Raw genomic sequence first — 25,924 nt, forward strand, 5'->3', positions numbered from 1 at the left:
TTTTGCCCAGCGGTGGCCCGGGGTGGGAATCTGGGAATCTTACCCGAGGGCGATGAGGCCGATGCCGGCGACGACGACCACCGCGCCGGTCAGCTTCATGCCGATGTCCTTCTCTCCGAAGAGCCACCAGGCCAGCAGTGTGCCGACGATGATCGAGGTCTCCCGCACGGGAGCGACAAGGGACACCGGCGCCTGCTGCATCGCATAGAGGACGAGCAGGTACGCCAGCGGGGAGAGGATGGCGACGGTGAGCAGAGCCCTTCTGTGCCCGGCCAGGATCGATGTGAAGTCCGCGCGACGTCCTGCACCGCCTGGGATCGTCACGATGCCCAACGCCATGATGGTCGCGACGCAGATTTCGGAGAGGGCGAAGTAGAGCAGCGGTGAGTCGGTGATGTGGTTGACGGAGAAGTCGTCCCACAGTGTGTACGAGGCGATGAAGGTTCCGATCAAGCCGCCCCAGGCCAGACCACGACCCACGCCGTGGCTGTTTGTCCCGTGACCTCCGTCTGCCGTCCGGCTTCCGCCCGCCCGCTTTGGGTGCACGGTCACGACGGCGATGCCAGCGAGGACGATGAAGGCGCCGATGATCTCAGGTGCCGTGGGCCGCTCACCCAGGAACAGCACTGCGACGATGATCGTGATGATCGGTCCGACCCCGCGCGCCGTGGGATAGACGACGCCCAACGGGGCATGGTCATAGCCGGACTGCAGGGAGACCGAATAGGCGATGTGGAAGACCGCGCTGAGTGCGGCGGCGCCCAGCAGGCCCAGACTGAACTCATGTGTTCCGGAGGCGAGCAGCCAGATCGCGATCGGGGTCAGCAGGATCGCCGACAGCCCGTGATAGGCCAGCACGAAGGCGTACCCCTTGCCGGACACCGACTTCGCCGCGATGTTCCACAGGGCATGGGCGAGCGAGGCGAAGAGCACCAGTCCGAGGACGGCAGGTGTCATCGACGACCGTGACCAGTCCGCTTCACAGCGTCAGGACCTCACAGCTTCACGACAACGGTCTTCGTCTGCGTGTACTCGTCGAAGGCTTCGATGGACTTCTCACGGCCGTAGCCGGACTTCTTGAACCCGCCGAAGGGCAGCTCCACTCCCCCGCCGGCTCCGTATGTGTTGATGAAGACCTGCCCGGCTTCGACCTCGGCGGCGACCCGATGAGCCCGGGAGATGTTCTGCGTCCACAGGGCCGAGACCAATCCGTAGTCGGTGCCGTTGGCCAGGGAGATCGCCTCCTCTTCGTCGCCGAAGGTCATGGCCACGACGACGGGGCCGAAGACCTCCTCCTGCGCGATCCTCGAGCCCGGGGACACGTTGTCGACGAGCGTCGGGGTGATGAAGGCACCGCCGGTGAGGTCCTCGGCGAGACCTTCGGGCCTGGTCCCTCCCGTGATGATCTGGGCGTTGCCGATGTCGGAGAGGAACCCTTCGACACGGGACTGCTGCTTCTTCGAGATCAGGGGTCCGAGCATCGGGTCGTCGATGCCGTAGCCGATTGTGACCTTCTCCATCGCGGCCGCCATCTTCTCCACCACCTCGGCGTGGATGTCCTGGGCGACGATGAGTCGGGACCCGGCCGAGCAGGTCTGGCCGGCGTTCTGGATGATCGAACGCACCAGGGACGGGACTGCCGCGTCGACATCGGCATCGGAGAAGACGACGTTCGCGGACTTTCCGCCCAGTTCGAGCACCGTCGGGATGACCCGATCTGCGGCGGCGTGGGCGATCTGTGAACCGATCTGAGTCGAGCCGACGAAGCCCAGGTGAGCGATGCCCGGGTGGGCTGCCAACGCAGCCCCCGCCTCGGCGCCCAGGCCTGTGACCACATTGAACGCACCGGCGGGGAAGCCAACGGAATGGATGAGTTCGGCCAGGCGGACCGTGGAGCGCGGCGTCTCGTCGGCGGGTTTGGCCACCGCGCAGTTGCCGGTGGCCAGCGAGGTCGCGGCGGCACGTCCGATGAGTTGGAGCGGGTAGTTCCAGGCCACGATGTGCCCGGTCACGCCGTAGGGTTCGCGGCGGGTGTAGACATGCATGTCCTCGGCCATGGGGATCGAGTGCCCGTAGTAGGACTCGATGGTGTGGCCGTAGAACTCGAAATAGCGGGCGCAGACGTCGACATCGGCGTAGGCCTGGGTCAGCGGTTTGCCGGTGTCCTCGGATTCCAGTGCGGCCATCTCATCGCGGTTGGCTCGGATCACTTCGGCGGTAGTGACCAGCAGCTTCGACCGCTCCTCGGTGCTCGAGCGCCTCCATTCCCTCTGCGCCCGGGCCGCTGCCTTGACCGCACGGTCGACCTCGTCGGCTCCGCCGCGGGAGACATCGCCGAGGTGTTCGCCGGTGGCCGGGTCGACGTTGGCGTAGGTGGTCAGGGAGGGGACATGGCGTCCGCCGATGAATGAGGTGGTCTGGGTGATCTGGGCGTTCATCGCCGACCTTCCAATTCTGCTGAGGTGTACAAGGGGACGAAGTCGCTGATGTCGGCGCGCGTGCCCGAGGCGTCAACCGAGCCTTCGGCGAGCGCGGCGGAGAATTCGGTCTTGCCGGTCACGATCTCCAGCCACACCTGTGCCGAGGTTTCGACGACGTTGGGCGGTGTGCCGCGGGTGTGCCGAGGACCGGGAATGCACTGGGTGACGCCGAAGGGCGGGACGCGGACTTCGACGCTGTTGCCCTCCGCCCGTGACGCGAGCTCCTCTAACGTGAACCGCACAGCCGTGGCCAGGGTCGACCGGTCTGCCGGTGCCGCGTCAGCCTTGGAGTGCGCCACCCACATCTCGAGCGCGTTGCGCCCCTCGTCTGTGTCAATCCTTCTGCGAATCGCCATCAGTGACCCTCTCTCTTACCTGATCTTCGCTACATCTTCGCCCAGCCCGAGCCTGCCCACAATGCTCGTCCGTCCCTCGGAATCGGTGCCGCCGGTGATCGGGTCGACGATGTGCGGGTACAGATCCTCGAGTGTGCATTCGTGCATCGCGGAGACCCGGTATTCGTCGTCGAATGCGCCAGCCAGCTCCAGCAGGTTGAGCGCGACCCACGTCGTCGGTCGGGAGGATCCGTCGAGACATTTCAGTGCGACCGAGTACCCGGATTTCGTCGACATCGCGATCACGCCTTCGGCCCCGCCCTTGGCGAAGACCCCGAGGCTCTCGATGACCGTCGTATTCGGCTTGCCGTGACCTTCGATCGCCCACGGGTCTGCGAATACGCCGCCCATGACCGTGCGAGCCTCGCTCGCGTAGGAGACATACGGTTCCCACGCCGAGGTGGTCCTCGGGTCCTCCTCTGCTGTGGAAGCGTCTGCACTGCCCAGTCGCACCACACGGCCGATCGCCCGGGCCAGCCCGGTGAGGCTGAGTGCGAAGACGGGAGCACCGCAGCCGTCGGTGCCTACTGCTGCCGGCGCCTCACCGGCGAAGGCTTCGACCACTTCGGCGACCCTCTTCTGCACGGGATGGTTCGGGTCGAGGTAGCTTGCGGACTCCGCACCGATGGCCGCCGCGGCCATGAGGAACGCCGCATGCTTGCCGGAGCAGTTGAAGTACAGGGGCGAAGCCGGATCGGTGTCGTCTCGCCCGAGACGACGCGCGGTCTCCTGGAGGCTGCGACGGAAGGCACCGTCGGCGGGGTGAGTGGACGGGCATTGCAGGTCATCTACGCTCAAGCCGGCGGATTCGAGCATCCCGGCAACCGCCTCGGCGTGGCCGGCCTCGCATTTGTGGGACGCGGTCGCCAGTGCCGCCCAGGTGCCGGACACCTGCGCTCCGAGACTCATCGCGGCAATCGCCTGCAGCGGTTTGAGGCTCGACCGGGTGAACACGGGAGCCCCCGGCGCACCCAGACTGATCAGGGGTGATCCATCCGGGTCGAGGACGACGGCGGAACCGATGTGGCGGGATTCGACGAACCCGCTGCGCTCGACGAAGGCCAACTCGGCGGCGTCGGCGGAAACGAAAGTGGAACGAGTCACGCACTCAAGCCTACGACCTTATAGGCTGGTGGGGTGAAGGTTCTTGTCATCGGTTCGGGCTCCCGCGAACACGCCCTCGTCCTTGCTCTCAGTCGCGACCCCCAGGTCGACGCCGTCATCGCAGCACCCGGCAACCCGGGAATCGCAGCGATCGCGCACACCGAAGCCGTCGATATGAACGACTCCACCGCAGTCACGGCGCTGGCGGAGGCACTCGACGTCGATCTCGTGGTCATCGGCCCCGAAGCGCCACTGGTCGCCGGGGTCGCCGACGCCCTGCGTGAGTCCTCGTTCCCGGTCTTCGGACCCAGCTCCGAGGCCGCGGTCCTCGAAGGCTCGAAGGCGTTCGCCAAGGAGGTCATGGAGTCCGCGAATGTGCCCACCGCACGCACCGTGGTCGCCTATACCTCCGAGGAGGCGGCCGCCGCCCTGGATGATTTCGGTGCTCCGTACGTAGTCAAGGCCGATGGCCTGGCCGCGGGCAAGGGCGTCGTCGTGACCTCGGACCGTGCCGAGGCGCTGACTCATGCCAGTTCCTGCCTCGAGGTCTCAGACAGGGTCGTCATCGAGGACTATCTCGACGGCCCCGAGGTCTCCCTGTTCGTCCTCTGCGACGGCCAGCACACTCTGCCGCTGGCTCCCGCTCAGGATTTCAAGCGCATCGGCGATGGTGACAGCGGCCCGAACACCGGGGGCATGGGCGCCTACTCGCCGCTGCCGTGGATCCCGGCCGGCACGGTCGACGACATCGTCAACACCGTCGCCCAGCCGGTCGTCGACGAGATGACCCGCCGCGGCACCCCGTTCGTCGGGCTACTCTACTGCGGACTCGCCCTGACATCGAAGGGCATGCGGGTCGTCGAGTTCAACGTCCGCTTCGGCGATCCAGAGACCCAGTCCGTGCTCTCACGTCTGCGCAGCCCGCTGGGCCAGACCATGCTCGCCGCCGCCGAGGGGCGCCTCGACGAGGTCGGTGAACTCGACTGGGATCCGCGGACCTCGGTGACCGTGGTCATGGCCGCCGAGAACTACCCGAACACTCCGCGCACCGGCGACATCATCCGCGGCCTCAACACGGCCGATGGGCTCGAGGACGTCCACATCCTCCACGCCGGGACCGCTCGTGCCACAGACACGGGAGCCGGATTCGCCCCCGAGGACACCGTCATCTCCGAGGACGTCGCCGAGACCGGAGACATCGTCACCGCCGGCGGACGTGTGCTCTCCGTCGTCTCGCTGGGCACCGGACTCCACGAAGCCCGGGCCAAGGCCTATGCCGCTGTGGCCGAGGTCAAGTGGGACGGTGAGCAGCATCGCACCGACATCGCCGAAGTGGCCGCTCGTGGGCAGATCACCGTGGCCGACATCTACCCTGCGCCCGAAGAGGCACCGGCTGCGGCGGGGCTCGACTCCGCGGCGCCCGAACTTCCGGGTTGGACGCACGTCTACTCGGGCAAGGTCCGCGACCTCTACATTCCCGACACGGCCGCCGATGCGGCTTCGGCGAAGCAGCTGCTCATGGTCGCCTCGGATCGCATCTCCGCCTATGACTGGGTCCTCGACTCCGAGATCCCGGACAAGGGGAAGGTGCTGACCGGGCTGAGCCTGTGGTGGTTCGACCAGCTCTCCGAGGTCATCGGCAACCATGTCATCAGCTCCGATGTCCCTGAGGCAGTGGCCGGTCGCGGCCTCATCGTCAAGAACCTGTCGATGCTGCCCATCGAATGCGTGGCCCGCGGCTACCTCACCGGCTCCGGGATGGCTGACTACAAGGCCACAGGCTCCGTGTGCGGGATCCAGCTGCCGGCGGGCCTCATCGAAGCCGACCGCTTGGAGCCCGCGATCTTCACGCCCGCGACCAAGGCCGATCTGGGAGACCACGACGAGAACGTCAGCTTCGCCCAGATCACAGAGACCATCGGCACCGAAGCAGCAAAGAAGGTCCGCGACCTGACGATCGAGATCTACCAGCGGGCCGAAGCGATCGCCCGTGAACGCGGCATCATCCTCGCCGACACGAAGTTCGAGTTCGGGACACTGCCTGACGGGACGATGGTCCTCGGCGACGAGGTGCTGACCCCGGATTCCTCGCGCTTCTGGGATGCGGCGAGCTACGAAGCGGGTCAGCCGCAGGCGAGCTTCGACAAGCAGTTCGTCCGCGACTGGCTGACTGGTGAGTCCGGCTGGGACAAGTCCTCGGACACTCCCCCGCCACCCCTTCCCGCCGAGGTGGTCGACAAGACCCGTGCCCGCTACATCGAGGCCTTCGAACGGCTCACCGGCCAGAAGTTCCCCGGCTGAGGCTGGTCACAGCCGGGCAGCCTCTCACACCGAGACAACGCCGCACCGCCGATACAACGCTGCACGAACAGTGGTATCGGCGGTGCGGCGTTGTCTCGAGACGCGCGCTGACCCCGGCCGCAAGCAACGACATAGCGCGAAAATCGCAGGCGCGACCACTGATTCAGCAGGGGAATATGCTGGGTGGTAATTGTTTTCACCTCGAAACCGTCTCACACAACGGAATCGGTGGATTCAACCCACTGATTCCGATACTGTGTGTGACCAGGCCCACACTGCTCCGCGCAGGCTCACACACAGACGTGCAAACTCGGTTGGAAGTGACGACATGCATTATTGGAACGGCACCTATCACGAAGGCAGCGGTGACAGCTTCACGCTCATCAATCCCGCCACCGGTGAGACGATCGGTGAGTACACGCTCGCCAACGCCGAGGATGTCAATGAAGCCGTCGCCTCGGCGAAGGCCGCCTATCCCGCCTTCAAAGCACTCACCCCTGGCGAGCGCGCGGAGCTGATGCTCGGCCTCGCCGCCCAGCTCGAGGCTCGCGCCGACGAACTCGCCGAACTCGAGTCGCAGCAGACAGGCAAGTCCATCCGCCTGGCCAAGGAATTCGATGTGCCCGGCTCAATCGACAACGCGAAGTTCTTCGCCGGGGCCGCCCGGCAGCTCACCGGTTTGGCCGCCGGCACCTATTGGGAGAAGTCGACGTCGATGACCAGGCGCGAACCCCTCGGCGTGGTCGGCTCCATCGCGCCGTGGAACTACCCGCTGCAGATGGCCGCATGGAAGATCTTCCCCGCCGTCGCAGCCGGCAACACGATCGTGCTCAAGACCTCGGAGATGACTCCCGGGACCTCACTCATCCTCGCCGAGGCTGCCACCGCCGCTGGCTTCGCCCCTGGTGTTATCAACATCATCGCCGGTGACGGGCTCGAGGCCGGTGAAGCACTCATCACTCACCCCGATGTCGTCATGTCCTCGTTCACAGGATCGACGAAGGTGGGCCGACGCATCATGGAACTCGCCGCGGCGAAGGGCTCTCGCGTCCACCTCGAACTCGGCGGCAAGGCCCCGTTCGTCGTCTTCGACGATGCCGACATCGAAGCCGCCGCCCGCGGTGCCGTGGCCGGTTCGCTCATCAACTCCGGCCAGGACTGCACCGCGGCGACCCGGGCCATCGTCGCCCGCGAACACTTCGAGGCCTTCACTACCCGCGTCACCGAACTCATGGAAGGCGTCCGCTTGGGCAACCCGTCGAACCCCGCCACTGACATGGGCTCCCTCATCTCGCTGACCCACCGCTCACGCGTCGCCGAGATGGTCGACCGCGCCCGGGCAGCCGGGGCCACGATCCACTGCGGCGCAGCGATCCCGACGACGAACCACCTCGGCGAGGCTCTGCCCGGAGACATCGACTCAACGGCGTACTACACACCCACCCTCATCAGCGGAATCGACACCGACGCCGAGGTATGGCGTGAGGAGATCTTCGGACCCGTCCTCGTCGCGATCGCCTTCGACACCGATGACGAGGCCATCGAACTGGCCAACGACACCCCTTACGGGTTGGCGGCGAGCGCCTGGACGACGACCACGAACCGGACGCTGCGTGCTGCGGCCGACATCGAAGCCGGATGCGTGTGGATCAACGAGCACATCCCGATCGTCTCCGACATGCCTCACGGCGGATATAAGGCCTCCGGATTCGGAAAGGACATGAGCCAGTACTCGCTCGATGAGTACACACAGGTCAAGCACGTCTTCATCGACCAACACGAGGGCCCGCACCACGAATGGCAGGACACCATCTTCACGTCCTGACACTCTGCCGCGGGCTGCCGGTCACGGGCTCGGACACGAACGGATAACAGCCGGTCCGAGCCCTGTGGCCCGATGCCTCGGCGGACATACAATGACATCCTGCCAAGCGCCTCCAGCGCGCTCGGCCTCACCTTCGACAAGGAAGTCGGGAGGAACATGAACCTCGACGTACTCGACGTCAGCATCTTCGACGGACACTCGGTCCTGCCTGCGAACCGCATCAGCATCCGCGATGGAATCATCACCGAGATCGGCACCGGAGCGGCCGCCGACCCTTCCGAACACACCATCACGGCCACGGGAAAGCTGATCACACCCGGGTTCGTCGACGCCCATGTGCACACCACCTTCGGCGGACAGGAGTCCCTGGCCTGCGATCTCAGCGAAGCACAGGACCTCGAGGCCTCACTTGAGATGATTCGCGGCTATGTGACCGCGACCGCCCCCGGCACCGGCACCGCCGCCGGAACGACAGACGACAGCTGGGTCACCGGCGGCGGCTGGTCGATGGCCGACTTTCCCGGCGGTGCACCGACCGCTGTGCTCCTCGACGAACTGAGCCCGGACCGGCCCGTCATCCTGCTCAGCGCGGACCACCACTCGGCGTGGGTGAACACGCGGGCCATGGATCTCGCTGGCCTCGATGCCTCCACACCCACCCCGCCCGGTGGCGTGATAGAGAAGGACGCAGCGGGAGCACCGACCGGGTGCCTGCACGAATCTGCCATGGATCTCGTCTCCGCCCATGTCCCGGCCGCCTCCGACGCCGACATCCGCGCCGGACTCCTCGCCGGACAGTCCTACCTCCATGCGTTCGGCGTCACCGCCTGGATGGACGCCATCGTCGGCGACTACTCCGGCCACCGCTCCCCCTTCGACGCCTACATCGAAGCAGAGGACACAGGCGATCTGAGCGCCGAGGTCGTCGGCAGCCTGTGGTGGCCCCGTGACGTCGACGACATCGACGCCCAGGTCGCAGCCCTGCTCGAGCAGCGGCGAACTCACGGGGCTTTCCGCACCACCTCGGTCAAGTTCATGCTCGACGGCATCGTCGAATCCCGGACCGCCGCGATGAGTGCCGAATACAGCTGCGCCTGCGGCGGATTCGGCACCAGCTACTTCACCCGTGAGCACCTGCACCAAGCCTTCGCCGCCCTCGACGCGGCAGGCTTCGACATCCACTGCCATGCGATCGGTGATGCGGCGAACAAGGCGGCCCTCGACGCCTTCGAGTCCATCGGGAACAGTGTTCGCCGGCACCACATCGCCCACGTTCAGGTCGTCGATCCCGTCGACATCGGCCGATTCGCTCAGCTCGGAATCACCGCGAACCTGCAGGCGCTGTGGGCCTGTCACGACCAGCAGCTGCTCGACCTCAACCTTCCCTACCTCGGGACCGAACGCTCCCGCTGGCTCTATCCCTTCAAGTCCTTCGCCGATGCCGGCACACACTTGGCGATGGGGTCGGATTGGCCGGTCTCGACGCCGAACCCGTGGGAGGCCATCCACGTGGCAGTCAACCGCTCGCATCCGGACGCCGGCGATCCGGCTCCGCTGCTGCCCGAGCAGGCCATCGACCTGTCGACGGCGCTGCGTGCCTACACCTCCGGTTCCGCGCATCTGCTGCGTTCAGAAGCCAACGGAACGATTCGCCCTGGCCAGATCGCGAACCTCGCACTGGCCAGCGCCAACCCCTTCGCCCTCGACCCCGGCAGGCTCGCCGAGGTGCACAACGAAATGACGATCGCAGGCGGCCGCATCGTCCACGACGCCATCGCCGCTGAAAGGCAATCATGACCACAACAGCCACTCCCGATGCAACGACGCCCACACAGCTTCAGCACTTGGAAGTTCAAGGGGTGAAGAAGGTCTTCGGCAACAACACCGCGATCGAAAGGCTCGATCTGTCGGTGCGCAAGGGCGAGTTCCTCTCACTGCTGGGGCCCTCCGGCTGCGGCAAGACGACCCTGCTGCGCATGATCGCCGGGTTCGAAGCTCCCACCGACGGGGCGATCCTGCTCTCCGGCAAGGACATCGTCAGCCTCCCGCCGCACCGCCGGCCGGTCAATACGGTGTTCCAGTCCTATCTGCTGTTCCCGCACATGAACATCGCCGACAACATCGCCTACGGCCTCAAACAGTCCAAGGCTCCGAAGTCGGAGATCGCGGAGAGGGTCCGTGAGGTTCTCGCCCTGGTCCAGATGGAGGACTTCGCCGGGCGCAAACCCGAACAGCTCTCCGGCGGCCAGCAGCAGCGCATCGCGCTGGCCCGAGCCCTGGTCAACCGTCCGCAGGTCCTCCTCCTCGACGAACCGATGTCGGCTCTGGACCGGAAGCTGCGTGAGGAGATGCAGCTCGAGCTCAAACGCCTCCACACTCGCCTGGACACGACCTTCGTCTTCGTCACCCATGACCAGGACGAGGCGCTGGCGATGAGCGACCGGATCGTCGTCATGTACAACGGCGTGATCCAGCAGATCGGCTCCGGCGAAGACATCTATGCCAATCCTGTCAACGGCTTCGTGGCCGGCTTCATCGGCAAGCAGAACTTCGTCCCCGCCGAGGTGACCGACATCAACGGATCCACCGCGACGTTGAGAACGGCGAACGCTGTCATGGAAACGACGACCCTCGACATCCGACCCGCCTCGGCGTCGGGGACGGCTTCGACGCTGAGCGTCGGAGACAAGGTGCGGGCTGCCATTCGGCCCGAACGCATGCGCGTCGCCCCTGCCGGGACCGATGGATTGGCCGCGAACTCCGCTCGTGGTCGGGTCCTGTCTGTGTCATTTCTCGGCGACGTCATCCAATACATGCTCGTGGCCGGGGACAACGATGAGCTCCTGGCTCGGGTGCCGGCCGCCGGCAACGAAGTGCTTTCCGCCGACGCCGAGGTGGACCTGAGTTGGAATGCCGACGACGTGGCCGTCTACGACTATGAGAGCGGTGTCTGAGATGGCGGGCAGGATCCCCGATGTGCATTTCCTGGCGCCCCGGGCCGCCTCTACGAGGCTGAGCAGGCGAGCGCTCTTGGCCGGATTCGGTGTCGTCGGCCTGGGCGCGCTGAGCGCCTGTGGCCGCAACACGACGATGGCCGCTTCACCGCCCACGGACGGTGAGCTCGAGTCGAAGCTCAACCTCTATTCCTGGGGCGACTACGACAACCCCGAACTCATCGAAGCATTCAAAGCGAAGAACGACGTGCTCGTCCAAGTCGACTCCTACGGGTCGAACGAGGAGCTCATCGCGAAGCTCTCCACCTCGCGCGGAACCTCGGGCTATGACGTGGTGGTGCCGACGGGATCGAACATTCCGCAGATGCTCAAACACGATCTGCTCCAGGAACTCGACCTCGATCTCATCCCGAACTTCACGCACATGGACCCGAACTTCACGCACCAGTACTTCGATCCCGACAACACGTACTCGATCTGCAAGGCCTGGGGGACCACGGGGTTCGTCTACAACACGAAGAAGATCACTCACGAGATGACGAGTTGGCAGGACTTCATCGACACCGCACAGAAGGAAGCGGCCGGGACCACCTCGCTGCTCGAGGACCCGTGGGAAGTCTCCGCCATCGCACTGGCGGCTCTGGGCTACAGCCTCAACACCCAGGACGAGAAGGAACTCGAGGAGGCACGCCGCGTCGTCCTCGACAAGCTCGCACCGAACACGAAAGCCTATATCGGCAATGTCGCCACGGGCATGATCCAGGGCAGCTTCACCTTGCTGCAGGCCTTCAACGGCGATGCCCGACAGGGATTGTCAGAGGCGGCCGATCCTGAGAACTGGAAGTTCGTGTTTCCGACTCCCTCGGCGAACCTGTGGATGGATTGCTGGGCCATCGCCACCGGCGCTCAGCATCCCGACTCCGCCCATGCCTTCATCAATCAGATGATCTCTCCGGAGACCGCGGTCGAACAGCTCGACTACATCGGCTACCCGATCGGCACGAAGGGCCTGGCGGAGCAGGCGAAGAAGGCCGAACTCGACGAGCAGGACCTCATCTTCCCGGCTCAGAAGGTCCTCGACCGTCTTGAACCCAGCAAGCAGACCCCGGCCGATCAGATCCGCACGAAGATCTACGCCGATGCGCAGGCAAGGAGCGGAGCATGAGCACGCAGGCAGCCAGATCAACGCCCGATAAGAAGCCCGGAGGCATGTCCGCGAGGTTCTTCGGCGCCTCGGCCATGTCGTTCCCGACCTGGGCGTATGCGCTTTTCTTCTTCATCATTCCCGTGGCGCTGGTCATCTTCTACAGCTTCGGCTACAAACCCGACGAGTTCACGGCCGTGGCCACCGATCGCCTCTCCTTCGACAGGTACCCCGAGGCCATGTCGGCCAGCTTCGTGTCGACGTTCTTCGCGACCCTGCGGATCTCCATCGTCGGCACTATCCTGTGTCTGATCATCTCCCTGCCCTTCGCCTACTGGCTGGCCATCAAGGTTTCGCCGGCCCGCAGATCCTTGGCTCTGGCCCTGGTCATGGTTCCGTTCTGGACGAACTTCCTCGTCCGCACCCTGGGGTGGCAGATCATGCTCTCCCCCGATGGCTTCCTCTCGAAGTGGATGCAGGGTCTGGGGATGCTCGACGGACCGCTCGACATCCTCTACACGCGATCGGCGGTCCAGATCGGCGTCGTCTACAACTATCTGCCGCTGATGATCCTGCCGCTCTTCGTCGCCATCGATGCCTCGGGACAGAAGCTGCGCGAAGCCAGCTACGACCTCGGCGCTGGCAAGGTCACGACGTTCCTGCGGGTGACGCTGCCGATGGCGATGCCAGGTGTCGTCTCGGGGTGCCTGCTCGTATTCATCCCACTCAACGGTGACTACGTCACGGCGACCGTCCTCGGCGGGGCCAGTGGATCCATGGTCGGGCAGCTCATCGCCAACCAATTCAATACGGCCCAGAACTGGGCAGTCGGCGCGGCCATGGCGGTGATCTTGATCCTCGCGACTCTGGCGGTCGTCGGGGTCGGATTCGGCCTGCTCAAACTGGGGCAGGCGATCGCGGCCCGACTGAACAGTGTGCCGCTGAAAGATGGGAGGGCCTGAGATGTCGAAGAAGAATACGTTCGCCCGCCGAACCCCGACAGACATCGGACTCCACGTCTGGGGGATCCTGGTCTTCGCCTACCTGTTCCTCCCGATCGCAGTCATCATTGCGTACTCGTTCAACACCGGCAAGGTGCTGGCGAACTTCCGCGGCTTCGGCCTCGACGCCTACATCTCCGGGATCAACAACGACATCATCATCTCCTCGGTCGTCACGAGCCTCCAGGCCGCTGTGGGTGCCGCACTCGTCTCAACGATCTTCGGCACTCTCGGCGGTGTGGCTTTGGCCAGGGCACCGAAGGGCGCGTGGTGGGCGCTGGGCCTGACCGCGATTCTGGGCCTCACCTTGGTCACCCCTGAGATCGTCGACGGCATCTCATTCCTCCCGTGGTTCGTCACCGTCGGGGTCGACTGGGGCATCACACCGCTGAACAACGGTCTGGTCAGGCTCATCATCTCGCACGCGATGTTCTCCATGGCGATCGTGACGTTCATCGTGCGCGCCCGACTGGCCGGCATCGACTCCCAGCTCGAAGATGCAGCCGCGGACCTGGGGGCGACGCCGTGGAATCGGTTCAAGGACATCACTTTGCCGATCGCGGCTCCCGGCATCCTCGCCGGTGCGCTGATGTCGTTCACGGTCAGCCTCGACAACACGATCCTCTCGAGCTTCGTCCAGCAGCCCGGCTACACCCCGTGGCCGGTCTACATCTTCTCTGCCGTCAGGGTGGCGCTGCGTCCAGAAGTCGCGGCGATCTCGACCCTGATGTTCCTCCTCACCCTCCTGGCCTTGGCCTTCGTCGGCTTCGTGCTGCGCAAGGCGGGTGGAAGTCCGACAGAGATCATCAAGACGATGGCAGGGTGAACCCCGCCGAGGCAGGCGGGTGGCCTCGCCGAGGTGGGTCCTGGGACCCGAGGGTTGCCACCCCTGCAATGATTGCCGCAAGGCAGAATACGAATGCCGACAGTTGGCAGACGATTGCCGTCGGGCCGCAGACGATTGCGGTCAGACAGAAGGAGAGATGACATGGACGTCAATGCCGCACTGGCCGACGCCTCCACCGTGCCGTTCTGGCTCGATTCCGCGCGCCGCCCGGAGCCCCTGCCGCCGCTGACTCACGACATCGAGGCCGATCTCGTCATCGTCGGGGGAGGTTTCACCGGGCTGTGGACGGCGCTGCAGGCAAAGGAGCGTGAGCCGAAGCGCCATGTCGTCCTGGTCGAGGCGAATTCGATCGGATGGGCCGCCTCTGGCCGCAACGGCGGGTTCTGCGCAGCCAGCTTGACCCACGGCTATGACAACGGTGAGTCCCATCTTCCGAATGAGAACGAACGCCTGGCACAGCTGGGGCGGGAGAACCTCGATGCGATCGGTGCGGCCGTGACCAGGTACGGCATGGACGTCGAGTTCGAACGCACCGGTGAACTCGACGTCGCGACCGAGGACTACCAGGTCCCGGAGCTGCGAGAAGCACATGACCCAGAGGCCGGTTTCATCTTCTACAATCAGGAGGAGCTGGCTCAGATTGTGAAGTCTCCGACCTACAAGGGCGCCCTCTGGGACTCGCGCGAGGTCGCCATGGTCAACCCTGCCAAGCTGTGCTGGGAGCTGCTGCGGGTCATCCGGGAACTCGGCGTCGAAGTCTTCGAAGGCACGAAGGTCACGGATGTCAGTGATCGGAAGTCGACGGTCCAGATCACGACTCTGGTGACAGCCCAGAGCTCGGAGGACTGCAGAGCCGCTCCCTGCAGCATCATCACAGCCAATCGCGTTGCGTTGGCCACGAACGTCTTCCCCTCTCTGCTCAAGCGGGCCAGTCTCCATACCGTCCCCGTCTACGACTATGCCCTGATGACCGAACCGCTCAGCGATGAGCAGCTGGAGTCCATCGGCTGGAGCGGACGGCAGGGCATCGGCGACTGCGCGAACCGGTTCCACTACTATCGGCTCTCGGCCGACAATCGCATCCTCTTCGGCGGATGGGACGCCGTCTACCACTACGGGAGACAGGTGTCGTGGAAGTACGACCAGCGCCCCGAGACCTTCGAGACCCTGGCCGAGCACTTCTACGAGACCTTCCCGCAGCTGTCTGATCTGAAGTTCAGCCACAAATGGGGTGGGCCGATCGACACCTGTTCGCGTTTCTTCTCCTTCTTCACCACGGCCTACGGCAAGAAGGTCGCCATGGCCGCCGGCTTCACCGGACTGGGCGTGGGCGCTTCACGTTTCGCCGGCACGGTCATGCTCGACCTGCTGTCCGGGCAGGACACCGAGCTGACCCAGCTGGAGATGGTGCGCAAGCTGCCGCTGCCCTTCCCGCCCGAACCGGTGGCCTGGCTGGGCATCCAGATGACGACGAATGCGATGATCAAGGCCGACAGCAACGAAGGCCGACGAGGTCCGCTGCTCAAAGCTCTCGATGCTGTGGGCATGGGCTTCGACTCCTGACGCTGCCGGCGACGTCCGGGGCAACCGGTGGCGTCCGGGGCAACCGGTGGCGTCCGCAGCTCGGACCGAAGGCGGGAGTTCCTTCCGCGCTTGATAGACTTTCAGCGAGCGCGGGAGGAACTCCCGAACACTTTCTTGAAGGAGCAGAGCACGCATGGCACGTGTCGTCGTTGAGGTGATGCCCAAACCCGAGATTCTTGACCCTCAGGGTAAGGCGATCTCCGGTGGAATGTCCCGACTCGGCTTCACCGGTTTCGGTGAGGTCCGACAGGGGAAGCGCTTCGAACTCGAGGTCGCGGGTGAGGTCACCGAGGAGGTTCTCGCGCAGGCTCGTGAGGCGGCGGAGAAGCTCCTGTCCAACCCGGTCATCGAGAACGTCGTGGCCGTTCGCGCCGTCGAGGAAGCCTGATGACCGCGGTCGTCACCGACGCCACCATCGCCGAGGCGGGTGCTGAGTCCGGAGTCTCGATCGGTGTTGTGACGTTCCCCGGCACCCTCGATGATCGTGATGCCGCACGTGCGGTTCGTCTTGCCGGTGCGAAGCCGGTCAACCTGTGGCACGCCGATTCCACGCTTGCCGGTGTCGACGGTGTCATTCTGCCCGGTGGGTTCTCCTACGGGGACTACCTGCGCTGCGGCGCGATCGCGGGCTTCGCTCCGATCATGGAAGCTGTCGTCTCCGCCGCCAACGCCGGAATGCCGGTCCTTGGCATCTGCAACGGATTCCAGATCCTGTGCGAATCGCACCTGCTGCCTGGCGCCCTCATCCGCAATGACCACCAGCATTTCATCTGCCGTGACCAGGAACTGGTTGTGGAGAACACGAATACTGCTTGGACCGGTGACTACACGCAGGGACAGACCATTCGCATTCCGCTGAAGAACGGTGAAGGCGGGTTCGTCGCCACCGACGAGATTCTCGACGAACTCGAAGGCACCGGCCGCGTGGTCTTCCGCTATCAGGGGTCCAACCCCAACGGTTCTCTACGCGACATCGCCGGCATCACGAATGAGGCCGGAAACGTCGTGGGGCTCATGCCCCACCCCGAACATGCTGTCGAGGCCGGTTTCGGACCCGAAGACGGCGGCGGCATCGACGGTCAGGGATTCTTCTCTTCGGCCGTACGCACTCTGGTCAGGGGCTGAGCTCACAGACCGGTGACCTCACTTGAACTTCACGTTCGTCTCGTCGGGCTTCCGTGATGACAGCGAAACTTGCTCACCCGTTGAGCTGAGCCTGGGAACTCTCCTTCTGCCCGGCGATTCACCTGAACCGGGCAAGGTTGGTGCCCAGCTGGTGCTCAGTTTCAGTGTCACGCATTGATGTCTTCGCGCGGCGCGCGATCCGATTGTTATGGACTGTTTCGGGTCGCCGAGCAGCTCCCGACTGACCCGGAGTCAGTCCTCAACCCATTTGAGGCCGACGGCCGTCTCGAGAGTCGCGGATGCCGCATGCAGCTCAACCGACCACGTCTCGTCACCGACGACGCCGTCGACGTCAGCCTCGCCCCACTTCTGGAAGCCCTCCACAGCGGCCTTGGTCTCGGCTCCGAATTTGCCATCGGGCTCCCCTGGTGAGGGCCAGTCTCCTTCGACCGAGCCGTTTTTCAGCACTTCCTGGAGGTCGGCGACGGCTTTATGGGTCGAACCTTCCTTGAGCACGGGCATCGGTCCGCCGTCAGGCAGTGCTTCCCAAGTCTTGTGCCCGACGATGCCATCATCGTCCAGCCCAGATCCTCGCTGGAAGTTCTTCACCGCTTCTTCCGTGACGGGTCCGAATATTCCGTCGACCGCCACTGAATGATCCGGCACTCTGCGCAGTGCTCGCTGTGCCCTCTTGACGACGTCGCCTTGTGACCCCTTTTCGATGATCGGCTGACCGGGGTTCGACATTTTTCCTCCTCTATCGGTGCCGGTGGATCCTCATTGACCGGCTGTGAACATCTGTGGAAGCAGCCTTGCCGCCACAAGCGTCAATCTAGGACCGCAGTTCCTTGTGCGACAAGGGTCCGACGGTACTCAGAAGGCATGCCCGCGAGTTGGTGCCGACACAGGCTCGATGTTTGGGTCATGGCACGCAGTTCAGCCCCGGTGCACTGGCTCATCTGCAGATTCGATGAGTCGATGCACCGGGGCCGAACGCCCTTCTGTCAGTGTCGATTCGCGCCGACGGGCCGGGGGTACTCACCAACCCGTCGGGTCACCGATCACTGCCCGAGCTGTGAGCGGCGGCGGGCGAAGAGAACTGTCGCTGCACCTCCCAAGATCAACACTGCTCCGGCGCCGAGGCCGGTGATTTCGGCACCGGTGCGCGGCATCGAGCCGGCGTTGCCGGGATCATCCGCTGGGCCGGACTCGCCGGCCTCGCCACCGTTGCCGCCATCAGTGCCGCCACGGTTGCTGGTGACGAGGAATTCGGCTTCCATCTCCGCTTGGTCCGCGCACATCGCAAACACTGTGTAGGTGCCGACGTAGGGTGCGGGATCGTCGCCGAGTCCGTAGATCTGAACCGAGGCCGCTGCGTTCTCATTCGCCTCGGCGCTCTGTTCGTAGAGCTTCTCACTGGGTTCGAGTCCCCAGACCTCGAACTTGACCTCGCTGCCCGGTTCACATTTGGTGACAGTGATCGTCACACCCTTGTCTCGGTTGATGAAGTCGACTGCAGAGATCTTCACCGGATTGATGGCAAGCTTCGCTTCGGAGTCGGTGTCGTCGCCGGTCACGGTGAAGGTCGTCACCGCACTCTTGTCCCCGCACGAAACCCTGACGAGGTACTCGTCGACCCACACTTTGCCGCCTTCTCCTTGGGGCATGAACCTGGCATGCCCGGCTGCGTCTTCACCGGCCTGCTGCGCCTCTTCCCAGATGGTGGTGTCGGGGTCGTTCTTGGTGCTCACCTTGAACGTCACCTCTTCGTCTACATGGCAGTTGACGAATGTCATGTGGACTCCGTCGTTGAGGAACTCCTCCAGGTTCTGAGTCTTGGGCGAAACGGTGAGATCCGAGTTCGCATCGTCGCCGTCACCATCGGTCACGGTGAAGGTCGTCTCCGCACTCTCGTCGCCGCACGAAGCCGTGACCACGAAGTCACCAACCCAGCCCTCACCGCCCGTGCCAGGGATGAACGTGGTGGAACCGGCCGCATCTTCACCGGCCATCTGTGAGTCCTCCCAGATGGTGGTGTCTGGGTCGCCCTTGCGAGCGATGCGGAAAATGACCTCTTCGTCCATCACGCAGTTGACGAGGGTGATCTGGACACCGTCGTTCATGAAGGCGTCCAAGTTCTGAGTCTTCGGCGAAACTGTAAGGTCTGCCTCCTGCTCCTCATCATCGGGAGCCACGACCTCGACGCTGCCACTGAAGGTCTTCGATTCCGCTCCCTCACGCTTGACGGTGACTGTGACATCGAGAGTGTCACCGGTCTTGAGCTCCGTGTTGCCGAGGATCGTCCCGGTGAATGCACCGTCGCTCTCGACTGTCGTCGAGGTGGCCTCACCGGGTTCAGCGGTGACGACGTCCCCAGCTTCGAGGGAATCGACGGTGTACCGGACGCCCTGGTTGGGGTCACCGATCTCTTCGGCGGTCATCTCCGTCTTCTCGAGGGAGAAGCCGGCATCGATCGCCTCGGCTTTCTCTGCATCATCGGCAGCGCCGTCCTTCTCCGCTCCGTCTTCAGCTGCATCAGGATCGGCTGCCTCGTCCTCAGGTGGCTCGGTGGCCTCGGCATCACCCTCTGCCTCATTCGTGCCTGCGCCCGGGGCGGAAGCGTCAGCACCGGGCTCGTCTGCTTCACCGGGATCGGCGGCGTCTTCACTCGGAGACTCCGTGCCTTCGTGCGCAGCCAATGCTTCAGCTGTGGTCAATGTGCTCGCGGTCGCCGGACCGACTCCGAGCGTGGAGATCGCCAGTGCGATGCTTGCTGCAAGTGCCAGCCGTTTCATGATGATCCTTCCAGAGATCTGCGTGGCTGCCGTGTTCGGTGATGAAATGGACCATACGTCCGTAGTTAGCGGGTCGCGACTTTTGGTCTTTTAGTTCATGACGGAAATGTGATTGAGTAATTTCAGAATGTTTATCCGTTTGAGACATCGTCCTGGTCCGGAGAACGGTTCGTCCTGCCTATTTCGGTGCTGGTTCCTCCGTCCACCACGACTTTCTCTCCAGGCACAGCACCAGGGACAGCGTGAGAGCAGGGACGAGCCCATGTCACGATTGTGTACAGACGGTCATCTAGGGCCGATAATCGTTACTTTCGAAATGAGATGGCTTCGGCCCCCACAGCCGAAGCTGGAGGGGCCGATTCGCCGGTTGCGACCATGTCATCAGTCGCAATGGGTTCAGGTGTCCGTGACTGTGTCGCCCTTCAGCCCCCTGGCGGCGGGCCCGCCGTCGTGACTTCCCTCCGCAGACTCAGCGTCGTCAGCGCCATAGACGTTGTCAGCGGCATCCGTGTCCGTACGATCTTCGACGACGATTCCGATCTCGGTCTCTGACTCAGCGAGCACCTCGGCGGTGAATTGCTCCTCCGCATCCTCTCCACGGAACTGTGACATGTAGAGGCGGTAGTACGCTCCTTCCGCGTTCAGCAGCTCCTCGTGGTTGCCGTGTTCGACGATGGCTCCGTCCTCCATCACCAGAATGGTGTGGGCATCACGGATCGTCGACAGGCGGTGTGCGATGACAAACGATGTTCTGTCCGTTCTCAGAGCAGCCATGGCCTGTTGGACGAGAACCTCCGTACGGGTGTCGACCGAAGATGTCGCCTCGTCGAGGATGAGCAGTGACGGGTCGGCGAGGAACGCCCGCGCGATCGTGATGAGCTGACGTTCACCGGCAGAGACGCTGCCGCCGTCGGAGTCGATGACCGTGTCGTATCCATCGGGAAGCTGTCGCACGAAGCGATCGACCATAGTTGCCTGCGCAGCAGCCATGACCTCTTCGTCGGTCGCGTCGAGTCGGCCGTACCGGATGTTCTCTCGAATGGTGCCTTCGAACAGCCATGCGTCCTGGAGCACCATGCCCACGTGGGATCGCAGGTCTGCTCGGGTCAGGTCCTGGGTGTCGGTGCCGTCGAGGTAGATGTGGCCACCGGTGATTTCGTAGAAGCGCATCACCAGGTTGACCAAGGTGGTCTTGCCTGCCCCGGTCGGACCGACGATGGCCACCGTGTGACCGGGTTCGGCCGTGAACGAGACCTTCTCGATGAGCGGAGTGTCCTCGGTGTAACGGAAGCTGACCTCGGAGAACTCGACCCGGCCCGGGGTACGCTGCGGCAGCGTCTCCTGTGCGTCGTCGGGTTCTTCCTCCTCGGCATCCAGCAGTTCGAATGTCCTCTCCGCGGAGGCGACACCGGACTGCAGCATGTTCGCCACTCCGGCCATCTCGGAGATCGGCTGGGAGAACTCACGGGAGTACTGGATGAACGCGGTCGCGTCACCTAACGTCATCTGCCCCGAAGCCACTTTCAGGCCGCCTGCGACGGCGATGAGCACGTAGCTGAGGTAGGACACGAACTGCATCGCCGGCATGATCATGCCCGACACGAACTGCGCACCTGCCGAGGCTTTGTACAGGGACTCGTTGCGACGGTCGAACTCTTCGAGCATGATCTCGTCGCGGCCGAAGGCCCGGACCACGTCAAGGCCGGAGAACGATTCTTCGACGTGTCCGTTGACCTCGCCGGTGTGTTTCCACTGCGCCTTGAACATCTTCTGCGACCGAGTGCCGATGACTCCGGCGATGACCGCGGAAAGAGGAAGCGCGATGAGTGCCAGCAGCGCCAACTGCCAGGACACGATGAACATCATCACGCCGATTCCCACAATAGTCAGTGCGGACTGGACGAGCTGAGAGAAGGCCTGCTGCAGTGCCTGCTGGATGTTGTCGACGTCGTTGGTCACCCGCGACATCACATCGCCGCGCTGCCTGGTGTCGAAGTATCTCAGCGGGAGCTTGTTGATGGTGCGTTCAATATCTTCGCGGAGCCGGTAGACGACCCGCATGACGAGGGCGTTGAGGATGTAGCCCTGCGCCCACATGAGCATCGAGGCCACGAGGTACATGAGGAGGACGATGATGATGATCTGACCGAGCGCGGTGAAGTCGATGCCCTGGCCGGGAACGACCTCTGCGGTGGCCAGCATATTGGCGAAATCGTCTCTGCCTTCCGCGCGGGCACCGGCGATGATGTCGTCGATGTCGGCTCCGGCCGGAAGCTGTGATCCGATCACACCGGAATAGACGATGTCCATCGCCTTGCCCAGTACCTTCGGTGCGATGACGGTGAGGACGACCGAACCGATGACGAGCAGGACGACGTTGATGAGCCCGAGCTTCTCCGTTGCCATCAGTCCGAACAGTCGTTTGACCGAGGGCCAGAAGTGCTTCGCCTTTCTCGCCGGGGTGTCGCCGAACATGTCCCCGTCGCCGCCCTGCGGCAGGTAGTCCTCATCGGTGGCCTGTGTCGTGTCGGGGTCGGCAGTCGTTGTTGCCGCCGAGGCGTTCGACGTCGTTGACTCGTTGGTTTCCTGGTGCGTCATGTCAGTTCACCCCTTCCGTGGCCAGCTGGGATTCGACGATCTCCTGGTAGGTCTCATTCGCATCCACAAGTTCGTCGTGTGTTCCCCGTCCGACGATCTTGCCCTCGTCGAGGACGATGATCTGGTCGGCATCCCGAATCGTGGAGACTCGCTGAGCCACGACCACGACTGTCGAATCGCCTGTGGTCTGATCCAGGGCACTGCGCAGTCGGCTGTCGGTGGCGACGTCGAGAGCTGAGAACGAGTCATCGAAGACGAAGATCTTCGGATTGGCGGCCAGAGCTCTGGCGATGCAGAGCCGTTGCCGCTGTCCACCGGAGAAGTTCGTGCCGCCCTGGGCGACGACAGCCTCAAGCTGGTCGGTCTTGTCGGTCACAAAGTCCGTTGCCTGGGCCGTCGTCAGTGCCTCCCACAGTTCGGAGTCATCGGCGAACTCGTTTCCGAACCGAAGGTTGGAGGCGATCGAGCCGGAGAACAGATACGGCTTCTGCGGCACCAGACCCACCAGCTGTGCCAGCTGGTGCCGATTGAATGCACTGACGGGAACACCGTCGATGAGCACATCTCCCGACTGCGGGTCCAGCAGACGCGGGATGAGGTTGACGATGGTGGACTTGCCGGCACCTGTGGCGCCGATGATCGCAGTCGTCGTACCCGGCCGTGCGGTGAAGCTGAGATTCTCAAGAACGGGAACCTCGGCCCCGGGATAACCGAAGGTGACATTGCGGAACTCGAGCTCACCTCGGCGAGGGAGTTCGTCGACGCCCTCCGGGATGATCATGGACGAGGTGGAATCGAGGACTTCGGAGATGCGCTCAGCGCAGACGACGGCGCGGGGAATCATCATCATCATGAACACACCCATCATGACGGCCACGAGGATCTGCAGGAGGTATTGCAGGAAGGCTGTGAGTGAACCGACTTCCATCTGGCCTGCGTCGACGCGGTGGCCGCCGAACCACAGCACGGCGGCGGTGGCGAGGTGGAGGATCATCATGATCGCCGGGAACATGAGCACGAAGAGGTTGCCGACCTTGACCGAGGTCTCTGTCAGTGCCCGGTTGGCGTCGGCATAGCGGTCGGCCTCGAAGGGTTCGCGCACGAACGCACGCACGACTCTGATGCCGGTGATCTGTTCGCGGAGGACTCCGTTGATGTCATCGACCTGTTCCTGCATCCGTCGGAACAGCGGCATGAGCAGGTAGACGAGGATTCCGACGACGATGAACAGCGCTGGCACGGACACCCATACCAGCCAGGACAGCCCCACATCCTCGCGCAGTGCCATGATGATTCCACCGATGCACATGATCGGCGTGGAGACCATGAAGTTCAGGGTCATGAGCACCAGCATCTGGACCTGTTGGACATCGTTGGTGTTGCGGGTGATGAGCGTGGCGCTGCCGAACCTGCCGACTTCCAGCGTCGAGAGCTCGTCGACTTTGCTGTAGATGGCCCGCCGCAGGTCGCGCCCTACGCCCATGCCCGTGCGGGCACCGAAGAAGATGGCAGTCACAGCGGTGATGACCTGGACAAGGCAGACGATGATCATCGTCATTCCCGTCGACCAGATGAAGTCGGTATCGCCCTTGGCGACTCCCTGGTCGATGATCTGCGCATTCAGGCTCGGCAGGAATAGGGCCGCGATGGTCGCGGCCAGCTGGAGGACGACGACAAAGACAATGTAGAGCCAATAGGATCGAGCGTATTTCAGGGACAGGCGTAATAGGGCCACGGTGGACGTCCAGAGATGTGAGTAGTTCGCGAAAAAGCGTTGAGAAATTCAAAAGCGCAACAGACAATCTTACATGCATTCTCCTCCCCGGCAATAGGTCGAACCCGACTCTCAATTCGTTACAGTTCATCACACGCCACTGACATGACCCGACGAAACCAGCTCCGACCTGGGCGGTGGCTCCGCGTGCCTCCTCGATAATCGGGCGCACACCTCTAGTCTTGAAATCATGAGCACAACTTTGCAGGACCTCGTCAATCGCGCCGTCTTCTTCTCCACAGAGATGCAGACGCACTTCGGCGCACTCATCGCCGATGCCGAATGGGAGGTCGATTTCACCTCCGACCCACATCTGACCTTCACCTCCTCAGAGGGGACTGTCCTGCGTGGTCGCCCGCACCTGCTCGGCTCCGAGTCCAGCGGGCAGAGCACGTGGCTGTGGGGATGGGAGAACATCAACGAGTTCCCCGAGCCCGTCGTCGGTCTCGCCCATGACGTGCGCAAGTTCGGTGCCGCCGAGGATGTCTCTGAGCTGATCACGGAAGAACTCCCTCTCGATGAGGAGCTGGCGCTGCGCCTGACCCTGGCGGCGAAGGAGATCACCGGAAAATGGGCGCACTACCCCGCCGGAGCGGGTGCCGGTACGACTGTCTGGCTCCTTGTCGATGCTCCGGAGCTCGCCCTTCCCGAGCCCCAGGTCAAGACCACAGTGCGCGCCCTGATGCAGGGGCTGACACAGACAACGGTGACTGACCATCGCGCAGCGATAGTGGCGTATGTGAGCAAGCGGGGCATCCCCACCGCCGAGTTGCCCGAGGGCGGCCTGCGTCTGCTCTTCGCCGATGGTTCGGCCGACCTGTCCTTTGACGAGGAACGCCGGATCTCCAACTGCGAGATGGGTACACCGCTTGAGGGGGAGGCTGCCCAGCAGTATGCACAGGCCACCGGGGCTTCCTTGACAGACCAAGAATCCGTTGGGACACCTTCCGCGGAGACCTCTGCACAGCCGGCTGCCCCTGCGCCGATCCCAACTCCTGAAACTGCGGCCTCCGACGTGGGTGCGGCCCCATCCTCGTCGATGGATTCGACACCTGCCCCGGAGCCAGTGGAGTCCACCACCGAAGCATCCCACGAGACTGCCCCGAGCGTATCCCCCGCCGAGGCGGGTCCTGGTCACGAGCGCGACTCCGATTCTGATCGTCCCACACCCGAGACCGGGTCCGAGCAGCCGCCGGCCTCCGAACAACAGCCTGCGGCCTCATCGGCGGACGAGGCACAGGACGGCGATCACCAGCCGGAGGAGCAGGAGACCAAGGCTGAGGAGCCGAAAAAGAAGAAGGGGCTGTTCTCGAAGCTCTTCGGACGTTGATCTGCGCGCCTGGATCCCACCTGAAGTCGCACTCGAAGAGGGACTTTCCTTCCGGGTCAGGGGTCAAAGTTAGGTGAAGACGGGAATCAGGTGAGTCTGACCTCGCCGGATTCCCGTCTTCGTATCTCAGACAGACGGCCGCTGATCGGTCTATCGCCAGTCGGCAGAAGACTGCTTGCGCGAGCTGGGAGTCGCTGAAGTTCGGCGTGGTGGCACCTGAGACCGTGTACACGCCGGCGATCTCACTACGCTGATGGAACCTGGCCCAATAGGTTCTATTTCCTATTACGGCTCCGGAGCCACTCAGCATTGCGATCGCGAGCAGAAGTCCGGTCAAGCGTGTGGTTGCCAAGAAGATACGGTTCGTCGATATCTGCCGCGCCACGGTCGACCCTGTCGGCTTGCCCACTGGGAAGCGACAGAGCCTCGGCAGATTGGCGACGAGAAGGAGGAATCCCGCCAAGCGCTACGATGCCTGAGAGCCGCCTGACGGGCACGTCGAGGGTCGAGTTGAGCACAACCACGTCGGTCGTGTCGAGAGCAGCGAGGAGGGCGCCTAGCCACGCGGTGGGACGGAACAGCAGGAAGGCTGCGGCTGCGACGGCCCCGTTTTTAATCCCTAGGCTGTTCCAGTGGGGCCAGTCGTGTGAAACGCTCCACTAGACCA

19 protein-coding genes are annotated in these 25,924 nt (G+C 63.8%); 11 read left to right on the forward strand and 8 right to left on the reverse strand.

All coding sequences use genetic code 11. The features are described 5' to 3' along the window. Positions 1 to 39: 39 nt before the first annotated feature. Genes FO013_RS09665 through FO013_RS09680 form a run of 4 tightly spaced genes read right to left on the reverse strand, consistent with a single transcriptional unit; the run spans position 40 to position 3,979 of the window. Positions 40 to 957 carry a DMT family transporter gene (locus tag FO013_RS09665; RefSeq protein WP_143922310.1) on the reverse strand — a complete coding sequence of 306 codons (918 nt, stop codon included), beginning with the start codon at positions 955 to 957 and terminating at the stop codon, positions 40 to 42. 38 nt (positions 958 to 995) lie between these two features. Then, positions 996 to 2,438, reverse strand: coding sequence for an aldehyde dehydrogenase family protein (locus tag FO013_RS09670; RefSeq protein WP_143922311.1), 1,443 nt, complete (start codon positions 2,436 to 2,438; stop codon positions 996 to 998). Next, the gene (locus FO013_RS09675) at positions 2,435 to 2,836 is read right to left on the reverse strand and encodes a sterol carrier family protein (RefSeq protein WP_143922312.1); all 402 of its coding nucleotides are present in this window, start codon (positions 2,834 to 2,836) and stop codon (positions 2,435 to 2,437) included. Before FO013_RS09675 ends, FO013_RS09670 begins: the two co-directional genes overlap by 4 nt. 15 nt (positions 2,837 to 2,851) lie before the next feature. After that, entirely contained in the window at positions 2,852 to 3,979 is a 1,128-nt protein-coding gene (locus FO013_RS09680; RefSeq protein ID WP_143922313.1) for an asparaginase, read from the reverse strand. A gap of 33 nt (positions 3,980 to 4,012) precedes the next feature. Between FO013_RS09680 and purD the strand changes: the two genes are divergently transcribed. The 10 genes from purD (at position 4,013) to purQ (ending at position 16,760) form a co-directional block, all read left to right on the forward strand. After that, positions 4,013 to 6,280, forward strand: a complete 2,268-nt coding sequence (gene purD, locus FO013_RS09685) for a phosphoribosylamine--glycine ligase (protein WP_143922314.1) — start codon at positions 4,013 to 4,015, stop codon at positions 6,278 to 6,280. Between the two features lie 328 nt (positions 6,281 to 6,608). Beyond that, positions 6,609 to 8,105, forward strand: coding sequence for an aminobutyraldehyde dehydrogenase (locus FO013_RS09690; protein ID WP_143922315.1), 1,497 nt, complete (start codon positions 6,609 to 6,611; stop codon positions 8,103 to 8,105). Between the two features lie 156 nt (positions 8,106 to 8,261). After that, positions 8,262 to 9,902, forward strand: coding sequence for an amidohydrolase (locus tag FO013_RS09695; protein WP_143922316.1), 1,641 nt, complete (start codon positions 8,262 to 8,264; stop codon positions 9,900 to 9,902). Beyond that, on the forward strand, positions 9,899 to 11,059 hold the full coding sequence (locus tag FO013_RS09700) for an ABC transporter ATP-binding protein (protein WP_143922317.1): 1,161 nt from the start codon (positions 9,899 to 9,901) through the stop codon (positions 11,057 to 11,059). The genes FO013_RS09695 and FO013_RS09700 overlap by 4 nt, the downstream gene beginning before the upstream one ends. 1 nt (position 11,060) lies before the next feature. Further along, entirely contained in the window at positions 11,061 to 12,224 is a 1,164-nt protein-coding gene (locus tag FO013_RS09705) for a polyamine ABC transporter substrate-binding protein (protein WP_260848081.1), read from the forward strand. Then, the gene (locus FO013_RS09710) at positions 12,221 to 13,165 is read left to right on the forward strand and encodes an ABC transporter permease (RefSeq protein WP_143922319.1); all 945 of its coding nucleotides are present in this window, start codon (positions 12,221 to 12,223) and stop codon (positions 13,163 to 13,165) included. The genes FO013_RS09705 and FO013_RS09710 overlap by 4 nt, the downstream gene beginning before the upstream one ends. Position 13,166: 1 nt before the next feature. Further along, positions 13,167 to 14,030 (forward strand): ABC transporter permease, encoded by an 864-nt coding sequence (locus tag FO013_RS09715; protein ID WP_143922320.1) that lies wholly within the window; start codon positions 13,167 to 13,169, stop codon positions 14,028 to 14,030. Between the two features lie 162 nt (positions 14,031 to 14,192). Next, positions 14,193 to 15,614, forward strand: a complete 1,422-nt coding sequence (locus FO013_RS09720; RefSeq protein WP_143922321.1) for an NAD(P)/FAD-dependent oxidoreductase — start codon at positions 14,193 to 14,195, stop codon at positions 15,612 to 15,614. Positions 15,615 to 15,768: 154 nt separating this feature from the next. After that, the gene (gene purS, locus FO013_RS09725; protein ID WP_143922322.1) at positions 15,769 to 16,023 is read left to right on the forward strand and encodes a phosphoribosylformylglycinamidine synthase subunit PurS; all 255 of its coding nucleotides are present in this window, start codon (positions 15,769 to 15,771) and stop codon (positions 16,021 to 16,023) included. Next, on the forward strand, positions 16,023 to 16,760 hold the full coding sequence (gene purQ, locus FO013_RS09730; RefSeq protein ID WP_143922323.1) for a phosphoribosylformylglycinamidine synthase subunit PurQ: 738 nt from the start codon (positions 16,023 to 16,025) through the stop codon (positions 16,758 to 16,760). The genes purS and purQ overlap by 1 nt, the downstream gene beginning before the upstream one ends. A 252-nt stretch (positions 16,761 to 17,012) precedes the next feature. Here the strand turns inward: purQ and FO013_RS09735 are convergent, their stop codons facing one another. From FO013_RS09735 to FO013_RS09750, 4 genes are all read right to left on the reverse strand, one after another. After that, the gene (locus FO013_RS09735) at positions 17,013 to 17,507 is read right to left on the reverse strand and encodes a peptidoglycan-binding domain-containing protein (protein WP_143922324.1); all 495 of its coding nucleotides are present in this window, start codon (positions 17,505 to 17,507) and stop codon (positions 17,013 to 17,015) included. 314 nt (positions 17,508 to 17,821) lie between these two features. Then, the gene (locus FO013_RS09740) at positions 17,822 to 19,555 is read right to left on the reverse strand and encodes an ICP22 family protein (protein WP_143922325.1); all 1,734 of its coding nucleotides are present in this window, start codon (positions 19,553 to 19,555) and stop codon (positions 17,822 to 17,824) included. A 396-nt stretch (positions 19,556 to 19,951) separates the two neighbouring features. Continuing rightward, positions 19,952 to 22,153, reverse strand: a complete 2,202-nt coding sequence (locus tag FO013_RS09745; RefSeq protein ID WP_395949563.1) for an ABC transporter ATP-binding protein — start codon at positions 22,151 to 22,153, stop codon at positions 19,952 to 19,954. A gap of 1 nt (position 22,154) precedes the next feature. Then, a complete protein-coding gene (locus tag FO013_RS09750; protein WP_143922326.1) occupies positions 22,155 to 23,888 on the reverse strand; it encodes an ABC transporter ATP-binding protein in 1,734 nt (577 codons plus the stop codon). Between the two features lie 229 nt (positions 23,889 to 24,117). Here FO013_RS09750 and FO013_RS09755 point away from each other — a divergent pair, with 229 nt between their 5' ends. After that, positions 24,118 to 25,257: a DUF6882 domain-containing protein gene (locus FO013_RS09755; RefSeq protein WP_260848077.1), complete on the forward strand. Its 1,140-nt coding sequence runs from the start codon at positions 24,118 to 24,120 to the stop codon at positions 25,255 to 25,257. The last annotated feature ends 667 nt before the right edge of the window (positions 25,258 to 25,924 follow it).

It is taken from the genome of Brevibacterium aurantiacum, from assembly GCF_007558825.1.
Classification (GTDB): Bacteria; Actinomycetota; Actinomycetes; order Actinomycetales; family Brevibacteriaceae; genus Brevibacterium; species Brevibacterium aurantiacum_A.